At 62.2% G+C, this 19304-nt stretch carries 22 protein-coding genes and 1 pseudogene; 13 read left to right on the top strand and 10 right to left on the bottom strand.

Going from position 1 to position 19304, the window contains the following annotated elements; all coding sequences use genetic code 11:
* The 3 genes from FV228_RS00250 to FV228_RS00240 all read left to right on the top strand — a co-directional run.
* Nucleotides 1-866 (top strand): tyrosine-type recombinase/integrase (locus FV228_RS00250; RefSeq protein WP_147852746.1); only part of this gene is annotated, 866 nt, incomplete at its 5' end.
* A 192-nt stretch (nucleotides 867-1058) separates the two neighbouring features.
* Nucleotides 1059-1718 (top strand): hypothetical protein, encoded by a 660-nt coding sequence (locus FV228_RS00245; protein ID WP_147852745.1) that lies wholly within the window; start codon nucleotides 1059-1061, stop codon nucleotides 1716-1718.
* 426 nt (nucleotides 1719-2144) lie between these two features.
* Nucleotides 2145-2471, top strand: a complete 327-nt coding sequence (locus FV228_RS00240; RefSeq protein ID WP_147852744.1) for a hypothetical protein — start codon at nucleotides 2145-2147, stop codon at nucleotides 2469-2471.
* 125 nt (nucleotides 2472-2596) lie between these two features.
* Here the strand turns inward: FV228_RS00240 and FV228_RS00235 are convergent, their stop codons facing one another.
* The 3 genes from FV228_RS00235 to hsdR are packed head-to-tail and all read right to left on the bottom strand — an operon-like array spanning nucleotide 2597 to nucleotide 8942.
* A complete protein-coding gene (locus tag FV228_RS00235; protein WP_147852743.1) occupies nucleotides 2597-4060 on the bottom strand; it encodes a restriction endonuclease subunit S in 1464 nt (487 codons plus the stop codon).
* Nucleotides 4057-5544 carry an N-6 DNA methylase gene (locus tag FV228_RS00230; RefSeq protein ID WP_147852742.1) on the bottom strand — a complete coding sequence of 496 codons (1488 nt, stop codon included), beginning with the start codon at nucleotides 5542-5544 and terminating at the stop codon, nucleotides 4057-4059. Before FV228_RS00230 ends, FV228_RS00235 begins: the two co-directional genes overlap by 4 nt.
* Nucleotides 5544-8942, bottom strand: a complete 3399-nt coding sequence (hsdR, locus tag FV228_RS00225) for a type I restriction-modification system endonuclease (protein ID WP_147852741.1) — start codon at nucleotides 8940-8942, stop codon at nucleotides 5544-5546. Before hsdR ends, FV228_RS00230 begins: the two co-directional genes overlap by 1 nt.
* Before the next feature lie 232 nt (nucleotides 8943-9174).
* On the opposite strand from hsdR, the gene FV228_RS00220 reads away from it, so the two are divergent.
* A complete protein-coding gene (locus FV228_RS00220; protein WP_246693768.1) occupies nucleotides 9175-11373 on the top strand; it encodes a helix-turn-helix transcriptional regulator in 2199 nt (732 codons plus the stop codon).
* A 214-nt stretch (nucleotides 11374-11587) separates the two neighbouring features.
* Complete coding sequence (locus FV228_RS00215) at nucleotides 11588-12217, top strand: hypothetical protein (RefSeq protein ID WP_147852739.1); 630 nt, start codon at nucleotides 11588-11590, stop codon at nucleotides 12215-12217.
* Nucleotides 12218-12284: 67 nt separating this feature from the next.
* Here FV228_RS00215 and FV228_RS00210 read toward each other — a convergent pair whose 3' ends face one another.
* Nucleotides 12285-12521, bottom strand: coding sequence for a hypothetical protein (locus FV228_RS00210; protein WP_147852738.1), 237 nt, complete (start codon nucleotides 12519-12521; stop codon nucleotides 12285-12287).
* Nucleotides 12521-13597 carry a site-specific integrase gene (locus FV228_RS00205; RefSeq protein ID WP_147852737.1) on the bottom strand — a complete coding sequence of 359 codons (1077 nt, stop codon included), beginning with the start codon at nucleotides 13595-13597 and terminating at the stop codon, nucleotides 12521-12523. The genes FV228_RS00210 and FV228_RS00205 overlap by 1 nt, the downstream gene beginning before the upstream one ends.
* Before the next feature lie 163 nt (nucleotides 13598-13760).
* Between FV228_RS00205 and FV228_RS00200 the strand changes: the two genes are divergently transcribed.
* From FV228_RS00200 to FV228_RS00185, 4 genes are all read left to right on the top strand, one after another.
* Nucleotides 13761-14258: a hypothetical protein gene (locus FV228_RS00200; RefSeq protein ID WP_147852736.1), complete on the top strand. Its 498-nt coding sequence runs from the start codon at nucleotides 13761-13763 to the stop codon at nucleotides 14256-14258.
* 28 nt (nucleotides 14259-14286) lie between these two features.
* A complete protein-coding gene (locus tag FV228_RS00195; RefSeq protein WP_147852735.1) occupies nucleotides 14287-14481 on the top strand; it encodes a hypothetical protein in 195 nt (64 codons plus the stop codon).
* Between the two features lie 24 nt (nucleotides 14482-14505).
* Complete coding sequence (locus tag FV228_RS00190) at nucleotides 14506-14871, top strand: hypothetical protein (RefSeq protein WP_147852734.1); 366 nt, start codon at nucleotides 14506-14508, stop codon at nucleotides 14869-14871.
* Nucleotides 14872-15259: 388 nt separating this feature from the next.
* Nucleotides 15260-15508: a hypothetical protein gene (locus FV228_RS00185; RefSeq protein WP_147852733.1), complete on the top strand. Its 249-nt coding sequence runs from the start codon at nucleotides 15260-15262 to the stop codon at nucleotides 15506-15508.
* On the opposite strand, the gene FV228_RS00180 is transcribed toward FV228_RS00185, so the two are convergent.
* The gene (locus tag FV228_RS00180) at nucleotides 15486-15809 is read right to left on the bottom strand and encodes a hypothetical protein (protein ID WP_147852732.1); all 324 of its coding nucleotides are present in this window, start codon (nucleotides 15807-15809) and stop codon (nucleotides 15486-15488) included. The genes FV228_RS00185 and FV228_RS00180 overlap by 23 nt on opposite strands.
* 31 nt (nucleotides 15810-15840) lie before the next feature.
* Between FV228_RS00180 and FV228_RS00175 the strand changes: the two genes are divergently transcribed.
* The 3 genes and pseudogenes from FV228_RS00175 to FV228_RS00165 form a co-directional block, all read left to right on the top strand.
* On the top strand, nucleotides 15841-16020 hold the full coding sequence (locus FV228_RS00175; protein ID WP_246693767.1) for a hypothetical protein: 180 nt from the start codon (nucleotides 15841-15843) through the stop codon (nucleotides 16018-16020).
* Between the two features lie 6 nt (nucleotides 16021-16026).
* Entirely contained in the window at nucleotides 16027-16482 is a 456-nt protein-coding gene (locus FV228_RS00170) for a S24 family peptidase (protein WP_147852730.1), read from the top strand.
* A pseudogene (locus FV228_RS00165) lies at nucleotides 16479-16715 on the top strand (Y-family DNA polymerase); the annotation flags it as partial. The gene FV228_RS00170 and the pseudogene FV228_RS00165, both read left to right, overlap by 4 nt.
* A gap of 69 nt (nucleotides 16716-16784) precedes the next feature.
* On the opposite strand, the gene FV228_RS00160 reads toward FV228_RS00165, so the two are convergent.
* Both FV228_RS00160 and FV228_RS00155 read right to left on the bottom strand, forming a co-directional pair.
* On the bottom strand, nucleotides 16785-17195 hold the full coding sequence (locus tag FV228_RS00160; RefSeq protein ID WP_147852729.1) for a hypothetical protein: 411 nt from the start codon (nucleotides 17193-17195) through the stop codon (nucleotides 16785-16787).
* A 320-nt stretch (nucleotides 17196-17515) separates the two neighbouring features.
* Nucleotides 17516-17857, bottom strand: a complete 342-nt coding sequence (locus tag FV228_RS00155) for a hypothetical protein (RefSeq protein WP_147852728.1) — start codon at nucleotides 17855-17857, stop codon at nucleotides 17516-17518.
* Between the two features lie 137 nt (nucleotides 17858-17994).
* On the opposite strand from FV228_RS00155, the gene FV228_RS00150 reads away from it, so the two are divergent.
* Nucleotides 17995-18579 carry a hypothetical protein gene (locus FV228_RS00150; RefSeq protein ID WP_147852727.1) on the top strand — a complete coding sequence of 195 codons (585 nt, stop codon included), beginning with the start codon at nucleotides 17995-17997 and terminating at the stop codon, nucleotides 18577-18579.
* A 14-nt stretch (nucleotides 18580-18593) separates the two neighbouring features.
* On the opposite strand, the gene FV228_RS00145 is transcribed toward FV228_RS00150, so the two are convergent.
* Both FV228_RS00145 and FV228_RS34715 read right to left on the bottom strand, forming a co-directional pair.
* Nucleotides 18594-19091 carry a hypothetical protein gene (locus FV228_RS00145; RefSeq protein WP_147852726.1) on the bottom strand — a complete coding sequence of 166 codons (498 nt, stop codon included), beginning with the start codon at nucleotides 19089-19091 and terminating at the stop codon, nucleotides 18594-18596.
* A complete protein-coding gene (locus FV228_RS34715; protein WP_281406435.1) occupies nucleotides 19088-19222 on the bottom strand; it encodes a hypothetical protein in 135 nt (44 codons plus the stop codon). Before FV228_RS34715 ends, FV228_RS00145 begins: the two co-directional genes overlap by 4 nt.
* Between the last annotated feature and the right edge of the window lie 82 nt (nucleotides 19223-19304).

The raw sequence follows: 19304 nt of genomic DNA, 5'->3' as shown, positions 1-19304 counted from the left end.
CCGCCAACACCGTCCGCGCCTACCGCAGCGACTGGGCGCACTTCTCGGAGTGGTGCGCGCGCGAGGGCCTCGACCCGCTTCCGGCCGCGCCTGCGGCGGTCGGGCTCTATATCGCCGCACATGCCGACGCCCTGTCGGTCGCCACCCTGTCGAGGCGGCTCTCCTCCATCGCCGCCGCCCACCGGCTCGCCGGACACGGCCTCGACCCTCGCCACCCGGCCATCGCCGACGTGATGGCGGGTCTCCGACGTGAGCGCGGCAGCGCTCAACGCCACGCCGAGGCCCTAACCGTCCCACGCCTGCGGCAGGTGCTCACCGGGCTCGGCGACACCCTCGGCGACCGGCGCGACCGCGCCCTCCTCCTAGTCGGTACGGCCGCTGCGCTCCGGCGTTCTGAACTCGTCGCCCTCGACGTGGCCGACATCGCCGTCCTGCCTGAGGGCCTGCGGATCACGATCCGACGCAGCAAGACTGACCAGGACGGTGCAGGTGTGGTGCTCGCAGTCGGGCGCACCGGGACAGCGACCTGTCCGGCCGCCGCCTTCGCGACGTGGCTCGCCGCGGCCGGGATTGCGGAAGGAGCAGCGTTCCGGGGGGTCGATCGTCACGGCCGCGTCGGCGGGCGGCTCTCGGGCAACGCCGTCGCCCTGATCGTCCAGCGCCGCGCCGCCGCCGCCGGGTTCGACGCCGCGGCCTATGCCGGTCACTCCATGCGCGCGGGCTTCGCCACCTCGGCCGCCCGCGCCGGGATTGGCGAACTCGCCATCGCCCGCCAGACCCGCCACACCTCGCTCACCGTTCTACGACGGTACGTCCGCGAGGGTCAGTTGTTCGAGCAGAACCTCACCGCCGAGATCGGCCTTTAGAGATCGTGCCCGTGTCATCGGGGTATCACGGGAACCGTTCTTGTGGAGATCCTCGTTAATGTCTTGAAATGTACCTTTCACAATACGGGCTCGATCACCACCTCGCCCTGAGCGAAATAGCGATGGTGATCGTAGATGCAGCACAGCGTACCACTCAGGCGCCTTGATGAGCAGACGGAGTTGATCAGGCAGATGGAAGCGACAGGCTTCCCGCCGTGCGAAATCGAACAGAGCCGCGATGAACTCTTCTACAAGATCCTCGGCTTCACCCGAGATGACCTAAACGTCCCTGTTCCGCCTACGGAGATGGCGACACTTAGGGCCTACACCTACGACGATGTCGTCGAACTCGCCGAGCAGTTCGGGTTTGACGCGACCTCATCCGAGCGCGCAGGCGGTATCGCGCTTCCTCGGGCGATCCTCGAACGGGACGATAAGGACGAAGACACCTCGATCCCGTTTTGGCTTCGGGAACTCGATGCCGACGACGAGGAGGACGAGCCTCAGTACGTCATCAAGGACTACTTCGCCTGGATCGTGATGCTACGGGCCATGGAACTGGGGCTGCACCCAACCTCCGAGGAGGATCGCAACCGGGTGCGTCTCAACCGTGAGGCCAAGCAGTTCGTCCGGAAGAACGAGAGCCGCCGTCAGCGGCCTTCCAACAGCGACCCGGAGCGCGGCCGTGTATTCGGGATGGAGAAGGCCATCAAGCCGGGGACGGTCATCGTGCGGGCAACCCGATCCGGTGAGACCAAGCCCGTTCAAGTTGAAGTTCGCAAGACGCGGTCGTTCGGAAACGGCTCTCCCTCTGAGACTCGATCGAAGATCCGCAGGAACGGTCCTCGATAACGTCGCTCAGATCGCGAAAGGTGTTGTCTGCTGCGCTCTTAATCTGTGTAGGCAGCTCTCTGTCGCTTCCAGCATAAGTACATGGAGGGATCTAACCGAGATCCTACCCAAGGAAATTTCCATGTACGGTTTTCAACTTTTACGTTTATTCGATGATATGAAGATGCTTGGCTTAGTTTCGTCTCACGAACAATTCTCGCGATCCTGGTGCGACCGCGGTCCCGGATATCTCCATGATTATACACGGCGTGATGGGGCGATGGCGAGGGTTTCGCCGCGGACAATTCAGCGGATCCGCATGCGGCTGACCGAGGCTGGTACACTTCTGACCGGAGAACTTCGCGACCGAGTGCAGGCGTATGATGCTGAAATCCTTCGCGATCTTCACGTCGCCGATCTACTGTCACGTCGTTCGATCGATGCGCGGTGCTCGTGATGGCTATTCGAAACATCGAGAGCATCCGGCGCATGATCGCCCGGCTACGAGCCGATCCAGAATTCCAGGCGATGCTGGCGCGCAATACCTTCGTGATCGCGGGCACCGTCGAGATGATCTTGAACTTGAATTCTCCGTCGCAGCATTACCGACACGACATTACCTGTCAGTGGTGCGAGACATATGCAACCGGCCGCTGGCGCCGTTGTATCCGAGAGCGCAAAGGCTTCGCGGTCCTCGATGCGGTGATCTTCGAGTTTGAAAATCCTGCCGATGCGCCCGTGCTTTGCCGCTGGCTCAAGGCGCGCGGTTGGTAACGAAGTGTGTGGCCGATCAGTGAACCTCAATTTGGTCCCGGTCGGCCATCTCGTCGCGATAGGTGACTTCGAGACCATCCATCGCATGCGAACTGAGTGTACTCTTCATAGATGCCCGACCGCTGTCAGGCCCTTGTTGCGAGGCGTGGGCGACCGCGTCCTCTTCGAGGTTGGAGCGATATCGCCTTCGTGGTCTTGATCCGCTCCAGCAGTACGCTCGCGGGTTCATCATTCGGATCTTGCGGTACTAGCTCGCCGCGGAACGCCTTCGAGAGGACGGCCTGATCGAGGTGGTCCATGAGCTTGCGGGCGCTGGTCGCTTCAGCAGCAAGGCTGCCGATCCAGGAGAAAGCCGCCTCCACGCGCCGCACGATTTCTGCTTGTTCTAGCTTCGGTGCAAGACAGATATGTAAAGCCCTGATCTCAGGAAAATAGATCGTTGTATGCGTTGATCCTTCGCCGAAATCTCGAATTCGCTCGCCTTCTGCCATCAAGGCATACATCAAGTACTTGGGATCTAGGGCTTCAGAGCAACTCCAGGTCGCGAAATCCTGGCTTGTAGCCATCGTGGCCCCCATGATGGTGACGTACCCTACGGATGCTGTCCGCGATAAGCATACAGTTCCCGCGGGTAAGAGTCTTGCCGACGAATTTTGGAGACCTAGATCGCTGATGGTCTGAATTGTTTGATGTATCAGCCGCCCATGATGTGCTCCGGCGTCGCGAATTCCGATCCAAGGCACGCCGCCGTCCCAATATTCCGGCTTTGAGCGGCTAGGTGTATGGCCTGTTTCCTGACGCGAGATCCGGGAGAGGCGCACCCACGACCAGTTTTCGGGCGCAAGTAGATTCGGTTTATTAATTGAAAGTGCAGCTTGCCCTGGTTTTATCGCGTCAGTGGCCTCCCGGCCCCCACGGGATTTCGCTGGTTCATCCGTTGCCGCTATAAGTTCGGTCGCGGACTGAGGGCATCCGACGTTCCGGCGCCATTCTGCCGTTAGCCGCCCAGTGAGCGCAGCAACAAGCACTGCCTGACGGTAGGCTGCGACGAGACGCGGGACATGATCGAGATGATCACGCGCGCGCTTCGACTTCGCCGAGAGGCTGTCGATCCTGGAAACGATCCGGCGCTGTTCTGCGAGAGGAGCAAGAGGGAGGGGCGCTGCGGAAAAACGCCCTTTGTTAATGATACGGATTGTCGTTGCCGAGGAGTTCTCCTCCATCCAACCGCGGATAGTGCGGCTCCAATGAAGCAAGTATCTTGGCAATGCCGCTTCCGTGGGGAGAACAGCGTTTATTTGCTGATTGCAAATAGAATCCCTGCCCGTGAGGGCGGATTTACCAAGATTCCCGATGCATGAAATTAGAACACTATTCGCAGGGATCAGGCGACCGGTCCGAGCACCCTCTTCGGTAACACTTTCCTCAGAAGAAAAAATTAGGTCGGTGTTCCCGAGATCTCCCGGCTTGAAGAATGGATAGCCACTGCCGTAGAGACTAGCTTTTTGCTTCGGAGGCGTGCTTCCAGTCTCAATATTTGCAACGTCGCCAATCGCAGCGAGCGACCACTTTTCTGGCAAGGTGCTCATTCGGCCGCTTCCGGCAAAGTTACAACCAGCTCTCCGTCTTCACCGTCAAGTTCATCCGACAGCGCTTCGATATCAGCCAGTGCCGCCCGCAGATGTCCAATAATCGCCGCCGCGATATCCTCCGGCTCTGTCAGTCCCTCCTCGGCGTCGGCCTCTGTGTCACGCAGCCATGCGATGTCGAGGTTGTCGTTGCGCTCCGCCACTTGATCCCGCGTGAAGCGCCGGAACCGTCCGGTCTCGCCTTGATCCTGCCGCTCGGCCCCACCATTCGGATCGGCGCCGTAGGTGGTCTCGAAGTCCGCAAACTCCGCGACGGTCAAAGGACGAGTCTTACCGAAGGCAGGCATGTCCGCGCGTAGGTCGTAAACCCAGACGGCCTTTGTGTTCCCCTTGTCGGTTTTCCCCCGCCGGAAGAACAGCACGTTCGTCTTCACGCCGATCGCGTAGAAGATGCCGGTCGGCAGCCGTAGGATCGTGTGTAAGTCGCATAGATCCATTAGCCACGTGCGCAGGCGGCGGCCCGTGTTGTCTTCGAACAGCACATTGTCGGGCACCACCACCGCAGCCCTTCCGCCGGGCTTCAGCGCTCGCACGATGTGCTCGACGAAGGCCAACTGCTTGTTCGAGGTCTCCGCGGTTACTGAGAAGTCGTTCCGCGTCGGTCGCCCGCCACCCTTCTTCGTCCCGAAGGGCGGATTAGTCAGGACCAAGTCGGCCTTGCCCAACGCCTCACCGTCCGGCGAGAGCGTGTCTACGTGCTCGACGCCCCCCTCGATGCCGTGTAGCATCAGGTTCATCAGGCAGAGCCGGTGCGTGTCGTGCACGAGTTCAGCGCCGTGGTAGGCGCCGTTGCGTTGGAAGAACGCCTGCGACTCCGGCAGCTTGTAGAGGTTGTCGGTCTTCTCCTTGATGAAGTGATCGGCGGCCACGAGGAAGCCCGCCGTACCTGCGGCCGGGTCCTGGATCACCTCGCCCGGCTGTGGCTGCATCAGCCGCACGATGCAGTCGATGAGCGGGCGGGGGGTAAAATACTGTCCCGCGCCCGACTTTTTCTCCGCTGCGTTCTTCTCCAGCAGACCCTCGTAGAGGGTTCCGAGACCCTCCTCGCGGGCAGAGAACCAGTCGAGCTTGTCGATCGCGGTCGTGAGGGCTTTTAGGTTCGTCGGCCGGGTCAGGCGGGTCTGCGCGTCCGTGAAGATCGAGAGCACGAGGTGATCGGTCTCGACCTTCGGGTTGCCGAGGTCGAGCAGCAGGCGCTTGTAGTGGTCGAGTTGGTCGAGACCCTCGCGCCGGGCGAGTCTTTCCCAACGATACTGTGCAGGCAGCCGCCCCTCGCCGCCGGTCTCCGCCAGCATCTTCAGGAACAGCAGGTAGGTGATCTCGGTGACGTACTCGTTGTAACCGACGCCGTCGTCGCGCAGCACGTGGCAGAGCGACCAGAGCTTAGCGACGATGTCGCGCGTGGTGGGTGTGACCGCTTCCATCAGCCTGCCTGCTTCCAGAGTTCCTCGTTCACGTCGGCGAGGAGCGTCTCCACGCCGCCGCTGAAAATTTTGTTCAGTCGGGCGAAGCCACCGTCTGCCCGGAACGGCTCGCGATCGAGCGCCTCCCGATCGACGACGACTTCCCGTACGATCTGTTCGCCAATGCGCTTCAACCACCCGCGCTGTGGGTCCGTCCAGGGCTGGCGCGCCATGATCCGCTTCATCGCGCTGGCGACGCGCTCTTCGTAGGATCGAAGCGGATCTCCCAGCGCTGCCTGCCGGACGTAGCCGATGATCGAGGCGGCGATCTCCTCGTTCCTCGCATCCTTCCAAGCGCGCTTGAGCGTCGCTTCGGGGAACCCGGCACGGTCGAGTTCAGAACGGAGTTCGCGTAGCTGGGCACGTGTGAGATCACGCGGACGCTGTACCACTACCTTCAGGGCGGCGACGGTGTTCATGTTTTCGTTTACGAATTTGGCGAAGCCGTCGAGGAAGTCCTCAGGCTTGTCGGCGGCGCCGTAGCCGCGCGTCACGCTGATGACCGTATCGGGATGGGGCGAGATCGGCTTCCGGCCGGGCTTGCCGTCACCGCCGCTGGCATCGAGCATCGTCCCGATGCTTTGATGTGCGCGTACCCAGGCGACGAGGTCCGTGCCGGGCGCGGAGTGCCACCGTGCCAAAGTCGCTTCCGGGGTCTCGCCCGCTACGACCTCGAACTGCCTGCGTGCCTCCTCGGATATCCTCTTGAGCCGTCGCCGCAGCTTGACCACCAACTGCGCCCGGACAGTCTCGCGCTGCCGTTCATCCTCGGCGGAGGCGAGTTCTCCGATCAGTTGCTCGAACCCGATCGCTGGCGCGACCACGACCGGCTTCATGTCGGTGATCTTCTGGAGGTGGGGGTAGAGGTCCACCGCATCGAAGATCCGGAACACGTCCTTGCCGATCTCAGGGCACAGCCGCGTCGCCCGGCCGATCATCTGCTCGTACAAGATGCGCGAGTTCACGCGCCTCAAGAACACGAGGTTGGTGATCGACGGCACGTCGATGCCGGTGGTCAGGAGGTCCACCGTGACCGCGATCTTCGGGTTGGCGTCGTTGCGGAAGGCGCGGATCAGGTCGCCGACCTTGTCCACCTTGCCGGTGATCTTCTTCACCGATGCGTCGTCGATCTCGCCATAGGCCGCCTGGAAGGCGTCCTTGACCTGCTTGACGACGATGTCGGCGTGGTCGTTCGAGGCCGCGAAGATTAGGGTCTTGCCCGGCAGGCTTGGATCGATGTGCCGGGCGAGTTCTTCGGCGACAACCTTGTTGAAGTTCTCGGTGACCACCTTCTTATTAAACTGCTCGACCTCGAAGCGCAGGGCGTCGGGCGTGTGCGCAAGGTCGATCTCCCCGGTCTCGGGGTTGAAGAACGCCAACTGCTCGGACTGGGCGAACTCGATGCCGTACCGTGCCAACTCGGTCTCGATCCGAACGGGCGGCTCGTGGTCGTTGAGGTGGCCGTCGATCACCGCGTCGCGATACGAGTACGTGAAGACCGGTTCGCCGAAGATCTCCGTCGTGTGCAGGGCGGGCGTCGCGGTCAGGCCGATCTTGACCGCGTCGAAGTAGTCGAGCACGCGCCGGTACTTCGAGACGTAGTCCGCCTCATCGCGGAAGCTCAACTCGGCGTCGGTGAGTTCCCGGTCCAGAAGGTAGCCGCGGTGACACTCGTCCACGACGATCAGGTCGTACTGATCGATGGCAGGGGCCTGCGCCGGGTCGTTGGCGAGTAGAACGCGCTTCACGAGGCCCTGGATTGTGCAGATGTGCAGCTTCGTCTCCGCGTCGGGCACCGCGTCCCTCAAGCCCTTCAACCCGAAGATGTCGGCGAAGGACTTGCCGGTGACGACCTTGGTTGTCGAGAACTCGCCCTGGGTCTGCTCGCCCAGCGCCGAGCGATCCACGACGAAGCAGACGCGCTGGAAGCGTTTGGTCGAGAGCAAGCGGTACAGGAGCGCGATGGCGAGCTTGGTCTTGCCCGAGCCGGTTGCCATCGCCACCAACATCGCCCGGCGACCGGCCTCCAAGTTTTCCTCGACCTTGGCGACGGCGGCCTTCTGGTAGTCGCGCAAGGGGAAGCCGAACGTCATCGGCTGGTCCTTGAGCGCCTGGGTCGCCGCCTCGATATCGACGCTGAGCTTACCCAGCAGGCCCTCCGGCGTCGGCCAGTCCACGAGCGCGCGGCGCAGGTTAGCTGGGCGGCGCACGTCGCGGAACCACACGCCGCTCTGCGTCTCGATCTGCCTGAGGTACACGCGTCCGTTGGCGGCGAAGACGAAGGGCACGCGGTAGGCGTGCGGCCCGTCCTGCCAGGGCGCGCCATCAGCGAACGCAGCGCTACCGGTTTCCGTGATGGATCTGGCGTAACGCTCGGCCTGATCGATTGCACCGGACACGCTGATGTTCTTGCGCTTGGCCTCGACCACGCCGACCAGGGTCAGGCCCACGAACAGCGCGTAGTCGGCGCGCCCTTTGGTGACAGGCCACTCAGCGATGGCGAGGTTGCGGCCCTTGATCGGCCGGGTGCCCTCACTCCAGCGCAACCGTTGTGTATCCGCTTCCCAGTCGTTGTCTTTTAGCTGCCTGTCGATCAACGCGCGTGTGTCGGCCTCGTCGAGGTCGATCTTCTCGGCCGCCTTCTCGCCGGACGTGACGAGGGCCTGGAGGGTGACGACCGGGGTCTTCTCCGCCTGTGTCTGAAGGGCCGCAAGTCGGGACGCCAACTCGGCCTTCTCGATCTCGCCCTCCTGGGCGAGCGTTTCCCAGACCGCGCGGTCCTCTCTCTCGCGAAGCAAGCGCTCAGACAGACTCTCACGCTCGCGCGCCTCCTTCTCGGCGAGAAGCCGGGCTGCCTCGGCCACACCCTCGCTGTTGGCGAGGCTCAGCCGCAGCGCGGCGATCTCCTCGCGCAGGGGGCCTGAGGCATCGACCGGCGGTGGTGGCGGGAGAAACGGACCGGGCTTGAAGTCGGGCTGCTTGCCGTAGGTCCGGTGGAACCAGATCGCGATCTGACGGGAAAATTTCAGGCCGGACAGTGCTTCGGCGTGAGTCCCTTTGGCCTCATGAGCAGCGTCATTGCCGAGCTTTCGCAGGCCATGGAAAAGGTCCGCGGTCTCGCGGGGTAAAACGCGCTCGTAGGACAGGCGTGTGAGGATAGTCTCGAAGCTATCACGCCGTTCAGGCTGGTACAGGCCGTGGCGTGCAGCGATCTCCTTGGCTAAAAGTTCGGCGAACTGCCGCAGTTTGAACAGAGCCGTAGAGGGATCCGTCTGGAAATAGCTTTCCGCGAGCGCGGGCAGCGCCTCAAGGTTCTGCCCGTACGCTCCCATGAAGCCGAAGTTGGCGGTGTTTGCCATCGGTCCCAGACGCCCATTGCGCTCTTGGCGGCACCGTAGTTAGCAACCGCGAGCATCTCAACCTTGAGTGGCAAGAAAGCTGGCGGCCACGGCAAGAAGATGTATTTCGGCCACGTCCTCAGCCGTGCCCCCCAATGCCAAAGCCACACGCGAGTAGGAACTGCTCGCCGATTGACGATGATCAAACATGCTGCATATATGCAGCATGAATTTTTAGATGGAAGGAAGCGTAGTGTCCCCCAATCATCAAACTCCTTCGGTTGTCGCTCGCCTGCGCGCTGAACTCGGGATCACCCAAAAGGTTGTGGCCGATGAGGCCAAGCTCGACCAAAGCCGGGTATCTCGGCTCGAAAAGGGCGAAGTCCTTGGTGGGACTGAGATCGAGAGCATCCTTGATGCCCTTGCCACCCTTGGTTCGCCGCACGCGAACGACTTCAAGGCGTTCTTGAAGCGTGAGTGGCAGCACGTCGAGCCGCCCTCGTTCTGGAACCCGCAGCGTGGCTACCTCGAACAGGCGGACGAGGTCCTTGATAATGTTGCCTTGTTCCTTTCAGAGACGGAGCATCCTTGGCCGGTACGCCGACATATCGAGCGCCACCGCGACCTGCTGCTGTCGGCATCGTCGTTCCTCACACGCCTGAACCACAACATCGCGTTCATCGGGAACATCGGCGTCGGGAAATCGACGGCGATCAGCTTCCTATTCGACCTCCTTGTCCCAGCGACGACGGTGACGAACCCGCTCAAGCGTACTGTCCTAGAAACGGGCGCTGGTGGCACAACCATCTGCGAAGTTCACATCAAGAAAGGTCCGGAGTTCGGCGTCTCAGTCGTGCCCTTGAGCGACGTGGAGATGCGCCAGCGCATATCGGACTTCTGCAACGTCACCTGGAACAGCGTGTCCAGTGATGCGCAGGATCCGGCCGGAGAGATCGCCCGCGTAAGCAAGGAGATGGACCGCGCCCTGCGCAACATGGCGCAACTGAACCGCCGCACCGATACGGCAACCGGCAAGAAGCTTACCGTGGATCCGGCCGCAGATCTTGCCCGATCATGCGAGAGCGAGGCCGAATTTAGGGCTCGGGTGATCGAGCGGATGCTGTTGCCTGAGCGGACTCGCCGAGAACTCTGGTACAACAGCGCGACTCATAAACACCCGATGGAGTGGGTGAAAGAGGTCTTCAGCGCGATCAACAAGGGCCAGATCGGCGACGTGCCGCTGCCTGAGACCATTGACCTGCTCGTCCCGAACTTCGGTAAGAGTTTCGGTGATCTAGAACTTACGTTGATCGACACCAAGGGTGTCGAGGACCACGCTGTGCGCGAGGACCTTGAAGCGCGCCTCAAGGATCCGCGCACGGCCGTTGTCTTCTGCTCGGGGTTCAACGACGCGCCCGGTCCGACAACGGGCGCCTTGCTCAAGCATATGCGCGAGACGTTCGCTGAGGGCTTCGACCCTGGAAAGGCAGCTATCCTGGCTTTGCCGCTCTCCGGCCAAGCGACAGCGATGAAGAATGACGTGGGCGACGAGGCAGAGAGCGACACCGAGGGCTACGAACTAAAGGAGGCCCAGATCACCGAGAAGCTAACGGCTGAAGGGGTGAAAGCCCTCCCGGTCATGTTCTTCAACGTGATTTCTGATGAGCCGGTCGTGATCCGGAAGAACGTGGTCGAGCAGTTGACGCGGATGCGAGAGCGAGGCGCTGATCATCTGCTCGACCTGTGTGCCGCCATCGAAGACCTGATGGAGAACATCGAGCAGCAGGCAATCCAATTGGCGATCGAGGAGGTCTCCAAGCGGCTCAGCACCTTTCTTAAAGCAAATCGGCTGCTCAGCGCCCGGGAGCGGCTTCCCTATGTGGACGTGATGAGCACCTTGCGGGGCATTCGCTACGCCTCCACCCTGTGGGCTGCGACCCGTCGCAACGGGGAATACTCGGGCTTGAACGTCGTCCACATGATTGGGTCGGGCGCCGCGCGAGATGCGCGTTCCCGGTGTGATGGATGGTTCAAGTCGCTCGACGCCTTCCTGAACTCTCTGAAGGCCGATGACGACCTTGCACAGGCGGGACGAACGATTGACCAGATCCGCCTTAGCGCCGCGGCTTCGAAGACCACGTTCCTCGACACGGTCCAGCAGACCGGAATGGAGGTCTACCGCGAGCCCTTGAGGCAGGCGCCCGTTTGGCAACTATGCGCGGCGGAATGGGGCAGGGGGTCCGGCTTCAAGGATCGAGTGGCGGGGCACCTCGAACGTTGGTTCGAGACTGAGAAGCAGTACCTCGCCAGGGTCGAGGAGGGCGTCACGGCGTCCTGGGAGAAGCAGGTCATTGCTCCATTGATGCGCTTGGCCGAAGAGAGCGCCCCACAGGAGATGGGGGTGGGGGGCTACTCGAACGTCGTCAATTTCCCAGCGCGTGCTGCGGAGTAATAGCCTAACGCAGGGTCTGATTGAAGACGCCGCAGCACATCGATCGCTGCGGCGTCTATACGCCAGTCCACCATGGGCATGTGCTGCGCGACTGTTCGTACGAACCGGAGTGGAACGGCTACGCTCCGAAACGGTTGAGCCTACGGCTCACCGACTAATTCTTCAGTATATAAACCCCTTTCTTGTGCAAACGAAGACCACAGATCGATCGTGAATGCCCCGCGTCTCGCATTTCATCCGGCATAAAACGGCGGCCAACATCCATCATGCGGTCAGGATCGCTGAAGCTCAGGATCTACCCCTAAACACCTTCGTCACGGTCAATTTCAGCCGCACAGCATGCGCCCCTGAGGAAGTGAGCACCACATTCGCGCATCTCCGGAACACCCGCTACAGTCACTGGGCTCGTAGACCGACCCAACGCAGCGGCGCGGCCCCGTACCAGCCCACCCATGTGTGGGTGATCGAGGCAGGGGGTGGCGTTATCGCGGCGCACTGGTTGCTCCATGTGCCGCCCAGCCGCCGGTTAGTGTTCGAGAAGAAGATGAGCCGGTGGATCGAGGCGGTAGCTGGTGCTGCCTTCAAGAACGCCGTCCACGTGAAGAATGCCCATACCCCTCGCGGCGCCGGACGATACATGCTCAAGGGCATGGATCAGGCATGGGCCAAATTCTACGGGATCGACTTCTCGGACCAAGGTGAAGTTCACGGGCGGCGGTGTGGCTACTCGCTGAACCTCGGACCGTCGATGAAGAAGAAGCTCCGCGCAGAAGGTCGATATCAGGCTGCACGTTCCTGGCGCCGCTTCCCGTCGTCACCGCCCCCCGAAGCCCGTCCCAGCTAATCCCCCTGCCTCGATGACCCACACGTTGGTGGGCTGGTACGGGGCCGCGCCGCTGCGCTGGGTCGGTCTACAGCAGCGACGAGAAAGCCGAGAGGATCGAGGAGAAGGCCGCGTATCCCGCAGCCTGAATGCTCAGGCGGGATGCGGCGTGCATCGCGTTGATCATCCGTTGCACGTCGCCGCCAGTGCTTGCGGGGCGGTTAGGGGCGGGCATCGGCACGCGCGTGGACCGTGCCCAGAGCCACGCTGAGATCAGCCCACACACGACGGCGCCTGCAATCACGATGTACTTCAGGGCCTGCATCAGAGGCCAACCGCGGCGGAGAGATTGCGCCGCCAGATCTCGCCCTCGCGAATGTACCGGCGCAGGGTCGCGGTCGAGCGGTGACGGGTCTGGCCCGCGATCACCCGCTCCTCGATGTTCTGTATGGCGGCCGTCGTGGCGAACCCGGCCCGCAGGCTGTGACCCGAGTAGATCATCGGATCGAGCCCGGCGCGCCCGGCACGGGACCGCACCACGTGGGCGACGCCTTCGGGCACCAGTCGCGCGCCGATGGCGCCGTGGCGATCCACCCGCCGGAAGACGGCCCCGGCCGAGATCTCGGAGGCCGAGATCCACATCTCGTAGGCGGCGACCGGGCAGGTCGGCGAGCCGGTCCGGCCGATCTCTACGATCTGCCCGGCGCCCTCCTGGTCGGCCTTGCTCCGCCGGATCACGAGCCGGAGACCCTGATCCGAGACCGAGATGTCGGTGGCGTCGAGGGCGACCAGTTCGGACTGGCGCAGGGCGGCGGCGTAGCCGACCAGCAGCAGGGCGTGGTCGCGCAGGTCGATCACCCGCCCGGCGGCGCAGGTATCGAGCAGGCGGCGGAGCACCGGGGTGGTGATCGGCGCAGCCTGCCGCTGCGCGGTGCCCCTGGCCCGGCGCACGCCGCGCAGGACATCCCGGATCGCCGGATGGCGGGTGTCGAGGTGATGCCCGGCCAGGGTGTGGGCGACCGAGATCGCCGACAGCCATCGGGTCAGGGTCGCGGGCGCGTAGGTCTCGGCCGCGTCCGCGAGGTACAGGCCCACGGTCATCGGCTCGGCCGGGAGCGCGGCGAGACCGTGCCCGGCGCACCATCCCTCGTACCGGCGCCAGTCTCCCCGGTACGCCGTGCGGGTGGACTGGGCGCGGGCGCCCTCGGCGTAGCCCTTGGCGCGCTCGGCCAGGGCGGCGAGACCATCCGGGGTCGCGACCACGCCCGCCGGGGTGACGGCCAGGACCGGACCACGAGCTTCGCGGGAACGCCGGGCGACTTCGGCCACCACGTCTTCCGCGATGGCGGCGTTCTTCGCGGCCCGCGTGCCGAAGTCGCCCGCCTCGGAGATCTCGCCCACACCCGCCTCCACGCGTCCAAAATCGGAATAATAACCTTCTTTTATTCCGAGCTAGAATGGCACGTCAAGCCAAGATGGACATCATGGTATTTTTTGCAACCATAATGGCCATCTTGATGTTAGGATGGTCATGGTTGGCCATCGTGGTCAGCCGGTGGAGACCATGATGCAAATCCTTCTGTCCCAAGCCGACCTCGACGCTCTGCCCGCCCAGACGCGGCACGACATCCTCACTCACTTGCTCAAGGGAACTCGTCTCCCGGAACCCGCACCCGCCCCAGCCCCGGCTGACTCTCCCTCCACCATCGATCCCGTAGGCGAGTTCGTCTGGGAGCAGCGGGTGAACTTCTCCCCGGCCGAGATCGCGACCTGGATGGGGACCGCGTCGGAGAACACCAAGCTCGGGTTGCGCCTCATCGCGGAGCATGGCCCGATCGTCGATGCGCGGTTGCTCTACGACGCCGGGCTCGGAGATCTGCGTCACTTCCAGTCCCGCACGACCATCCGCACCCGCACGATCACGGGCAACCCGCACGCGTTCATGCTCTCCTGGGACAACTGGGAAGAGTACGAGCGCGACGCGGACGGCCTGCGCTTGGGCCGGTACGCGGTGACGCCGATCACCCACGCCTCCCTGCGCCGTTACTTCGGCCTCGTCTGATCACGCCCCTGCACGCTGGAGATCTGCCATGACGAAGTTCACTATGAACCCCCTGCTCGCGAACCTCGCCGCTTTCGAAGCAATGAACCATCGTGACCGGCGCCGTGCCGGGAAGCGCGCCCGGCAGGAGGCCGCCGCTGCTGGGTATCGCTACAAGGCTGGTCGGCGGATCGTGCTGCTGCCGGGCGGTGGTATCGCGCGGTTCACGATGTTCTCGGCGTAGTCGAAACTATCTGGGATCGACATCTTGGAGACCGCGAGCCCACAGGCCGAGATGTCGGAGATCGACATCTCGGAGACCGCGAGCCCGCAGGCCGAGATGTCGGAGATCGACACCCCGGAGACCGCGAGCCCGCAGGCTGAGATCTCGGAGATCGACACCCCGGAGACCGCGAGCCCGCAGGCCGAGATGTCGGAGATCGACACCCCGGAGACCGCGAGCCCGCAGGCCGAGATGTCGGAGATCGACACCCCGGAGATCGAGATCTCAGAGATCAACAACGCCGCGAAGGAGGCCCCGAAGACCGTGATGTCGAAAAAGGATGCGACCAGCCCTCCCCAGGTTAGTGCGGTCCCGAGTAGTGCTGCCGGTCATTCTCGGCACGGACTTTAGCGATCGATGACAAGGTATGTTCGAAAAATATTTTGCAATGATTTCATCCCATTTACTATCCCAGAATAAATAATCGTATGTATGGACATCAGCTAATGAGATTATTCTAAGCATTGAAGAAAATAGGGCTAACCCGCTCGCGTGCTCATTTTTCGAGGATGGATTGCGGACGTGATGATGGATACGTTCGAGATCTCATGCGGCGAGAAGGACCGACTTCGCTCGTCACGGGGCGCACTGTCATGACGATCAGGATGCGACTGGCAGAAGCAGCATCACTCCTTCCTCCCAAGCTTGGAGACGAAGTACGCGCGCTGGACGAGGTGATCGTGCGAGATCAACATGTGGCTCAACTACTAGCGCGGCGCACGATCGACGCGAGGTGCCTATGACCTGCGTCGTGCTGTCTGAGATCACGCTCAAGGGTATTCCAGAGCCCCTGGAGGCCGCTGGTCGTGCTCTCCGCGAGCAGATCGACTGCTTGAGCGATATGGAACGTTGGATCGAAGAGCAAGGGTCTAGCGGCAAGGTCTACCTGGACCATGATATCTTGGAAGGATGCCACGCCGTGACACTCGGCTTCGAGTTCGAGATCCCGGACGAAGCGTTCTGGCTCAAGATGAAGTGGATTGGATAACGATCGGTGCTAGATTTGCGGTCCAGAAGGAGGCGGTCGGTTCGAGCGGGATCTCGGTGAAGATCCGGTAGAACAGGGCGACCACCTTGTTGTCGTACCTGCCCACCCGGATGCTCTGCTCGCCCAACTCAACGTGGTTCGTCCGCATGACTCGAAGGATTGGACCGGAGCCCTTAGGCTGATCGTACACCTGGAAGAAGATGGCGGGCGGGTCAGCGTTGAACTGGACCGTCATGTTCCCGTGAGCCATGTACTGGCGCAGGTTCTCGAACTCGGCCAGCCCGTCCGCAACTCCGAGCAACTCCGGTCCGTAGGCGTTGGACGCGCGCCGGGTGGAGGCCGAAGCCGTCGCCGCGGCTTACCGGCACCTGCACCGAGGTGACGATCGAGCGGCACTGCTCGCCGCGATCACCGATGCTCTAGCCGATCTGGACGCAGCCAATCGACGGGTCGAAGTACACCTTCGGCAGATCTCCCGCGGCTACGTCCGCGCCGCCATCGCTGAGCGCTGAGCCGAGATGTCTGGCCATCGCATCGACGAACTCCTTGTCGGCAGTCCTGACGCGGTGCGGGTGCCCCTGATCGGGCAGGCCCTGTGCGCGGGTTTTCCGTCCCCGGCCGACGACTTCTTGGAGGGCGCGCTCGCCCCCCCCCGGTGGCTGGTGCCGAACCCTCCCGCGACCTTCCTGTGGCGGATATCCGGCTCGTCGATGGAGGGTGCCGGTATCTTCGATCGCGATCTCGCCTGCCTGGACCGCAGCCTCACCGCGGGTCACGGCAGCGTGGTGGTGGCGGCGATCGACGGGCAGATGAGCATCAAGCGGTTGGAGGTCACCGGCAACATCGCCCGGTTGGCCTTCTGCAACCCGGACCTGCCCGCCTTCGCGGTGGAGGAACTTGGCGAGGGCGTGATCTGGGGCGTGGTGCGCTTCTCGATACGCTGGCACGTCGCGCGGGATCGTCTGTCGTCGTGAGCGGACCAGAGGATCGCCAGGGTGACCGTATCGGCGGCGGCCGCGCCTACGTGTTGATCGACGGCAACAGCTTCTACTGCTCGTGCGAGCGCGTGTTCGACCCGAAGCTCACCAAGGTGCCAGTGATCGTGTTGTCGAACAACGACGGGTGCGCCATCGCCAGGACGGCCGAGGCGAAGGCGCTCGGGATCAAGATGGGAGACCCCTGGTTCAAGATCCGCGAGATGTGCCGCCGCTTCCTGGACAATAAACTTCGGATTAAAGCAAGCGTGACATGATTTCCATTGATGACGCGTTCATTTTTACGGAAAAATATTTTTCATCTCACGCTTGCAAAATGCAAGGTAGGCGGCGGTATCCGGAAAAATCGAAGAAAGTTGTGTCTGTGTCTGGTGCATAACTGATATAAATTGATCCATGCGGGCATGAAATTTTTTCTGATTTACGACACCAAACTGATCTCTGGACTGGCACTCGTACTGATCGATTGTATTTTTACAAACTACGGCGACTCCCTGTTCACGAGGATATGACTCCATCCTCACGTCGCCGTGGCAGGAAGTTGTACGCTTTTTCTCGCTCACACGCGTGGGCCGGTCATCCACGAATAACTCACGGCTGAGATAATGCGCGGCCTGCGGCAGCGCGGGCGAGGCAGCAGTCGCAAGGAGCACGAGCCCAGCAAGGGCAGATTTAATTTCGGGAAGGATCATTTGATCTCAGGACAAAATACTTCAGATCAGGGTGAACGCACCAAAACCGATCCCTGCAAGTCTACGGCTAAGATTGCTTTTCGTAGCGACGGGAGAGGGCCATCTGGGCAATGGAGCCCCATAACGTGTACCCCGTTGCGACTTAATCAAGCTCCGTAAAGGAACAGAAATGGCTTAGTGCGCACTCTTCAGGTTCAGTCTCTGGTCCGGTTCGATTGGTCTGGACGGCACGACGGCCCATTCCTCCTCCTCGGACTGCCACAGCCTACCAAACAATGGCGTCCCAGCGGCTTATCATAATCACAACCATAGGCGACATCTCACATCCCGGTCGGGCGCCAATCCTTGTCCTCGCACCGAACGAAATCCTTGCTTTTGAACGTCTCCTTGTACGATCTGCCCTCCCCGTTGCACTTCCCGCCGAGCGTCCAGTCGTTGCCGGTGACCTTCTTCGTGGTGATCTCGCACATCCACTCACCGCCCTCGACATCGGTGGGGGTGATCTTGATGAACGGGCTCTCCGTATCGTTGGGGTTCGCTTTGCAGGCTTTCTTGTCCATCGCCCAGACGCCGACGTAGGGCGGCGGGTTCTTCCCCGCGGGCGCGGCAAGGGTTGAAGAGGCCGGAGCAGCAAGGAGCAGGGCTACGAGCAGGGTGCGCACCGTCATCTCCATCGTGGCTATACGAGGTCTTGGGATTGAGGTTCGTATGTTGCCTTCGCAGGAGCGAGCGGCCAAGCCGTGAGGAGCACTGATCGGATCTCGCAAGCTCGCCGAATAGGTTGGTGGTAAACGCATCGATGGCCGACGACCGCTACTCCGACCATGATGTCGTAGAGGAGATGCTCCAGCCCTTCAGGGATCAGTTCTACCTGGAGCTTCCGCCCGATCCCCGCATCATCGACCCGGCGCAGATCAACGCTCTCCGAGAGCGTATCCTGTCGCCCTACAGCTACAAATGGCGTGGGGAAGACGCCAACTTCGAGATCGCCGAAGCGATCTTCGGCGCCCGAAGGTCCGGGAACCGTAACAACGTCATCCACCAGATCACCGACTCGATGCTCCGGGACGAACGCGGGCACTCGACATTTTCACGCTTCCCCGGCCCCGAGTTCAAAAAGTTCTACTACGTCACCGTCGCGATCTCGACGCTGCCAGATTACATCCACGCTGAGGGACCGGCGGTGGCCCTGCTGGAGAAGGTGTTCCCTGGGTTCGGCTACGACTATGAGTTCCGGTCGGAGCACCAACGGCTGCGGCTGGTTGGGGAGGACGAGGTTGGGCCGTGGATAGAGTCCGATCACCAGCCGAAGATGCTTGTGGCGGCGGTGCTTGAACTGCTGGAGCGGTATCCGGAGCGGGCGCCGCAGTGGCGGAGGTTGTAATCGACCGTTCGCGGTCACCCGTCCTTCCCCGTCGCGACGCGGCTTGCTTTCGACCTCCCCATGATCCGGTTGAACCGTTCTTCCTCCGTGATGACCGAGCGTTCGACCACGATCCCCTTCTCGATGACGATATCGTCGTAGGTCTCGAAGACGGCCCCCTCGAACGTGTCGTAGAAGGTGGGCTTTCCGATCGCGACTTCGAAGCGGGTTGTGATCCACTCGGCCAACACGGGCTCATTGCTGCCCCACACGTCCTCCATCTCGATGTAGAACTCCCGGAGGATGTGATCGACGATCACGTCGATGTGGAGGCTCGTGAGGTAGAGCTTCCCGTCTTTGATCTCCCAGGCGCAGCCGCACCCACCGTACGGTGCGTTCTCATACCTGCCCGCCGGTTTGAAGCGGACGCCATCGGGCAGGCGGAAGTCGTCCGGGAACAGCGGTAGCCATTGCGCGCGTAGGACCGCGTGCCGCCCATCGATCGTAATCCATCGGGCGGCTGGGGCGGTCATAAGATGACTTCGGGAAGATGGCGGTGGAGAAGGTGTGCGGAGCCTTCAAACTGGCCCCGGCAGAAGATATTTGCCACCGCGATTTCGGAATGCTCCTCCAGGCAGCCCAGCATGGCGTAGAGGTTCGCCATGACTGCGTTCCTCGTCTGGCACCAAGTGTTATCCTTATCCGGTTGGATGAGACGGTGGAGCCTCACTCGCCCTTAAACACGG

It is taken from the genome of Methylobacterium sp. WL18 (assembly GCF_008040015.1).
Classification (GTDB): Bacteria; Pseudomonadota; Alphaproteobacteria; order Rhizobiales; family Beijerinckiaceae; genus Methylobacterium; species Methylobacterium mesophilicum.
Note: the sequence above shows the minus strand (reverse complement) of the source record. Positions and strands in the feature narration are given on the sequence as shown.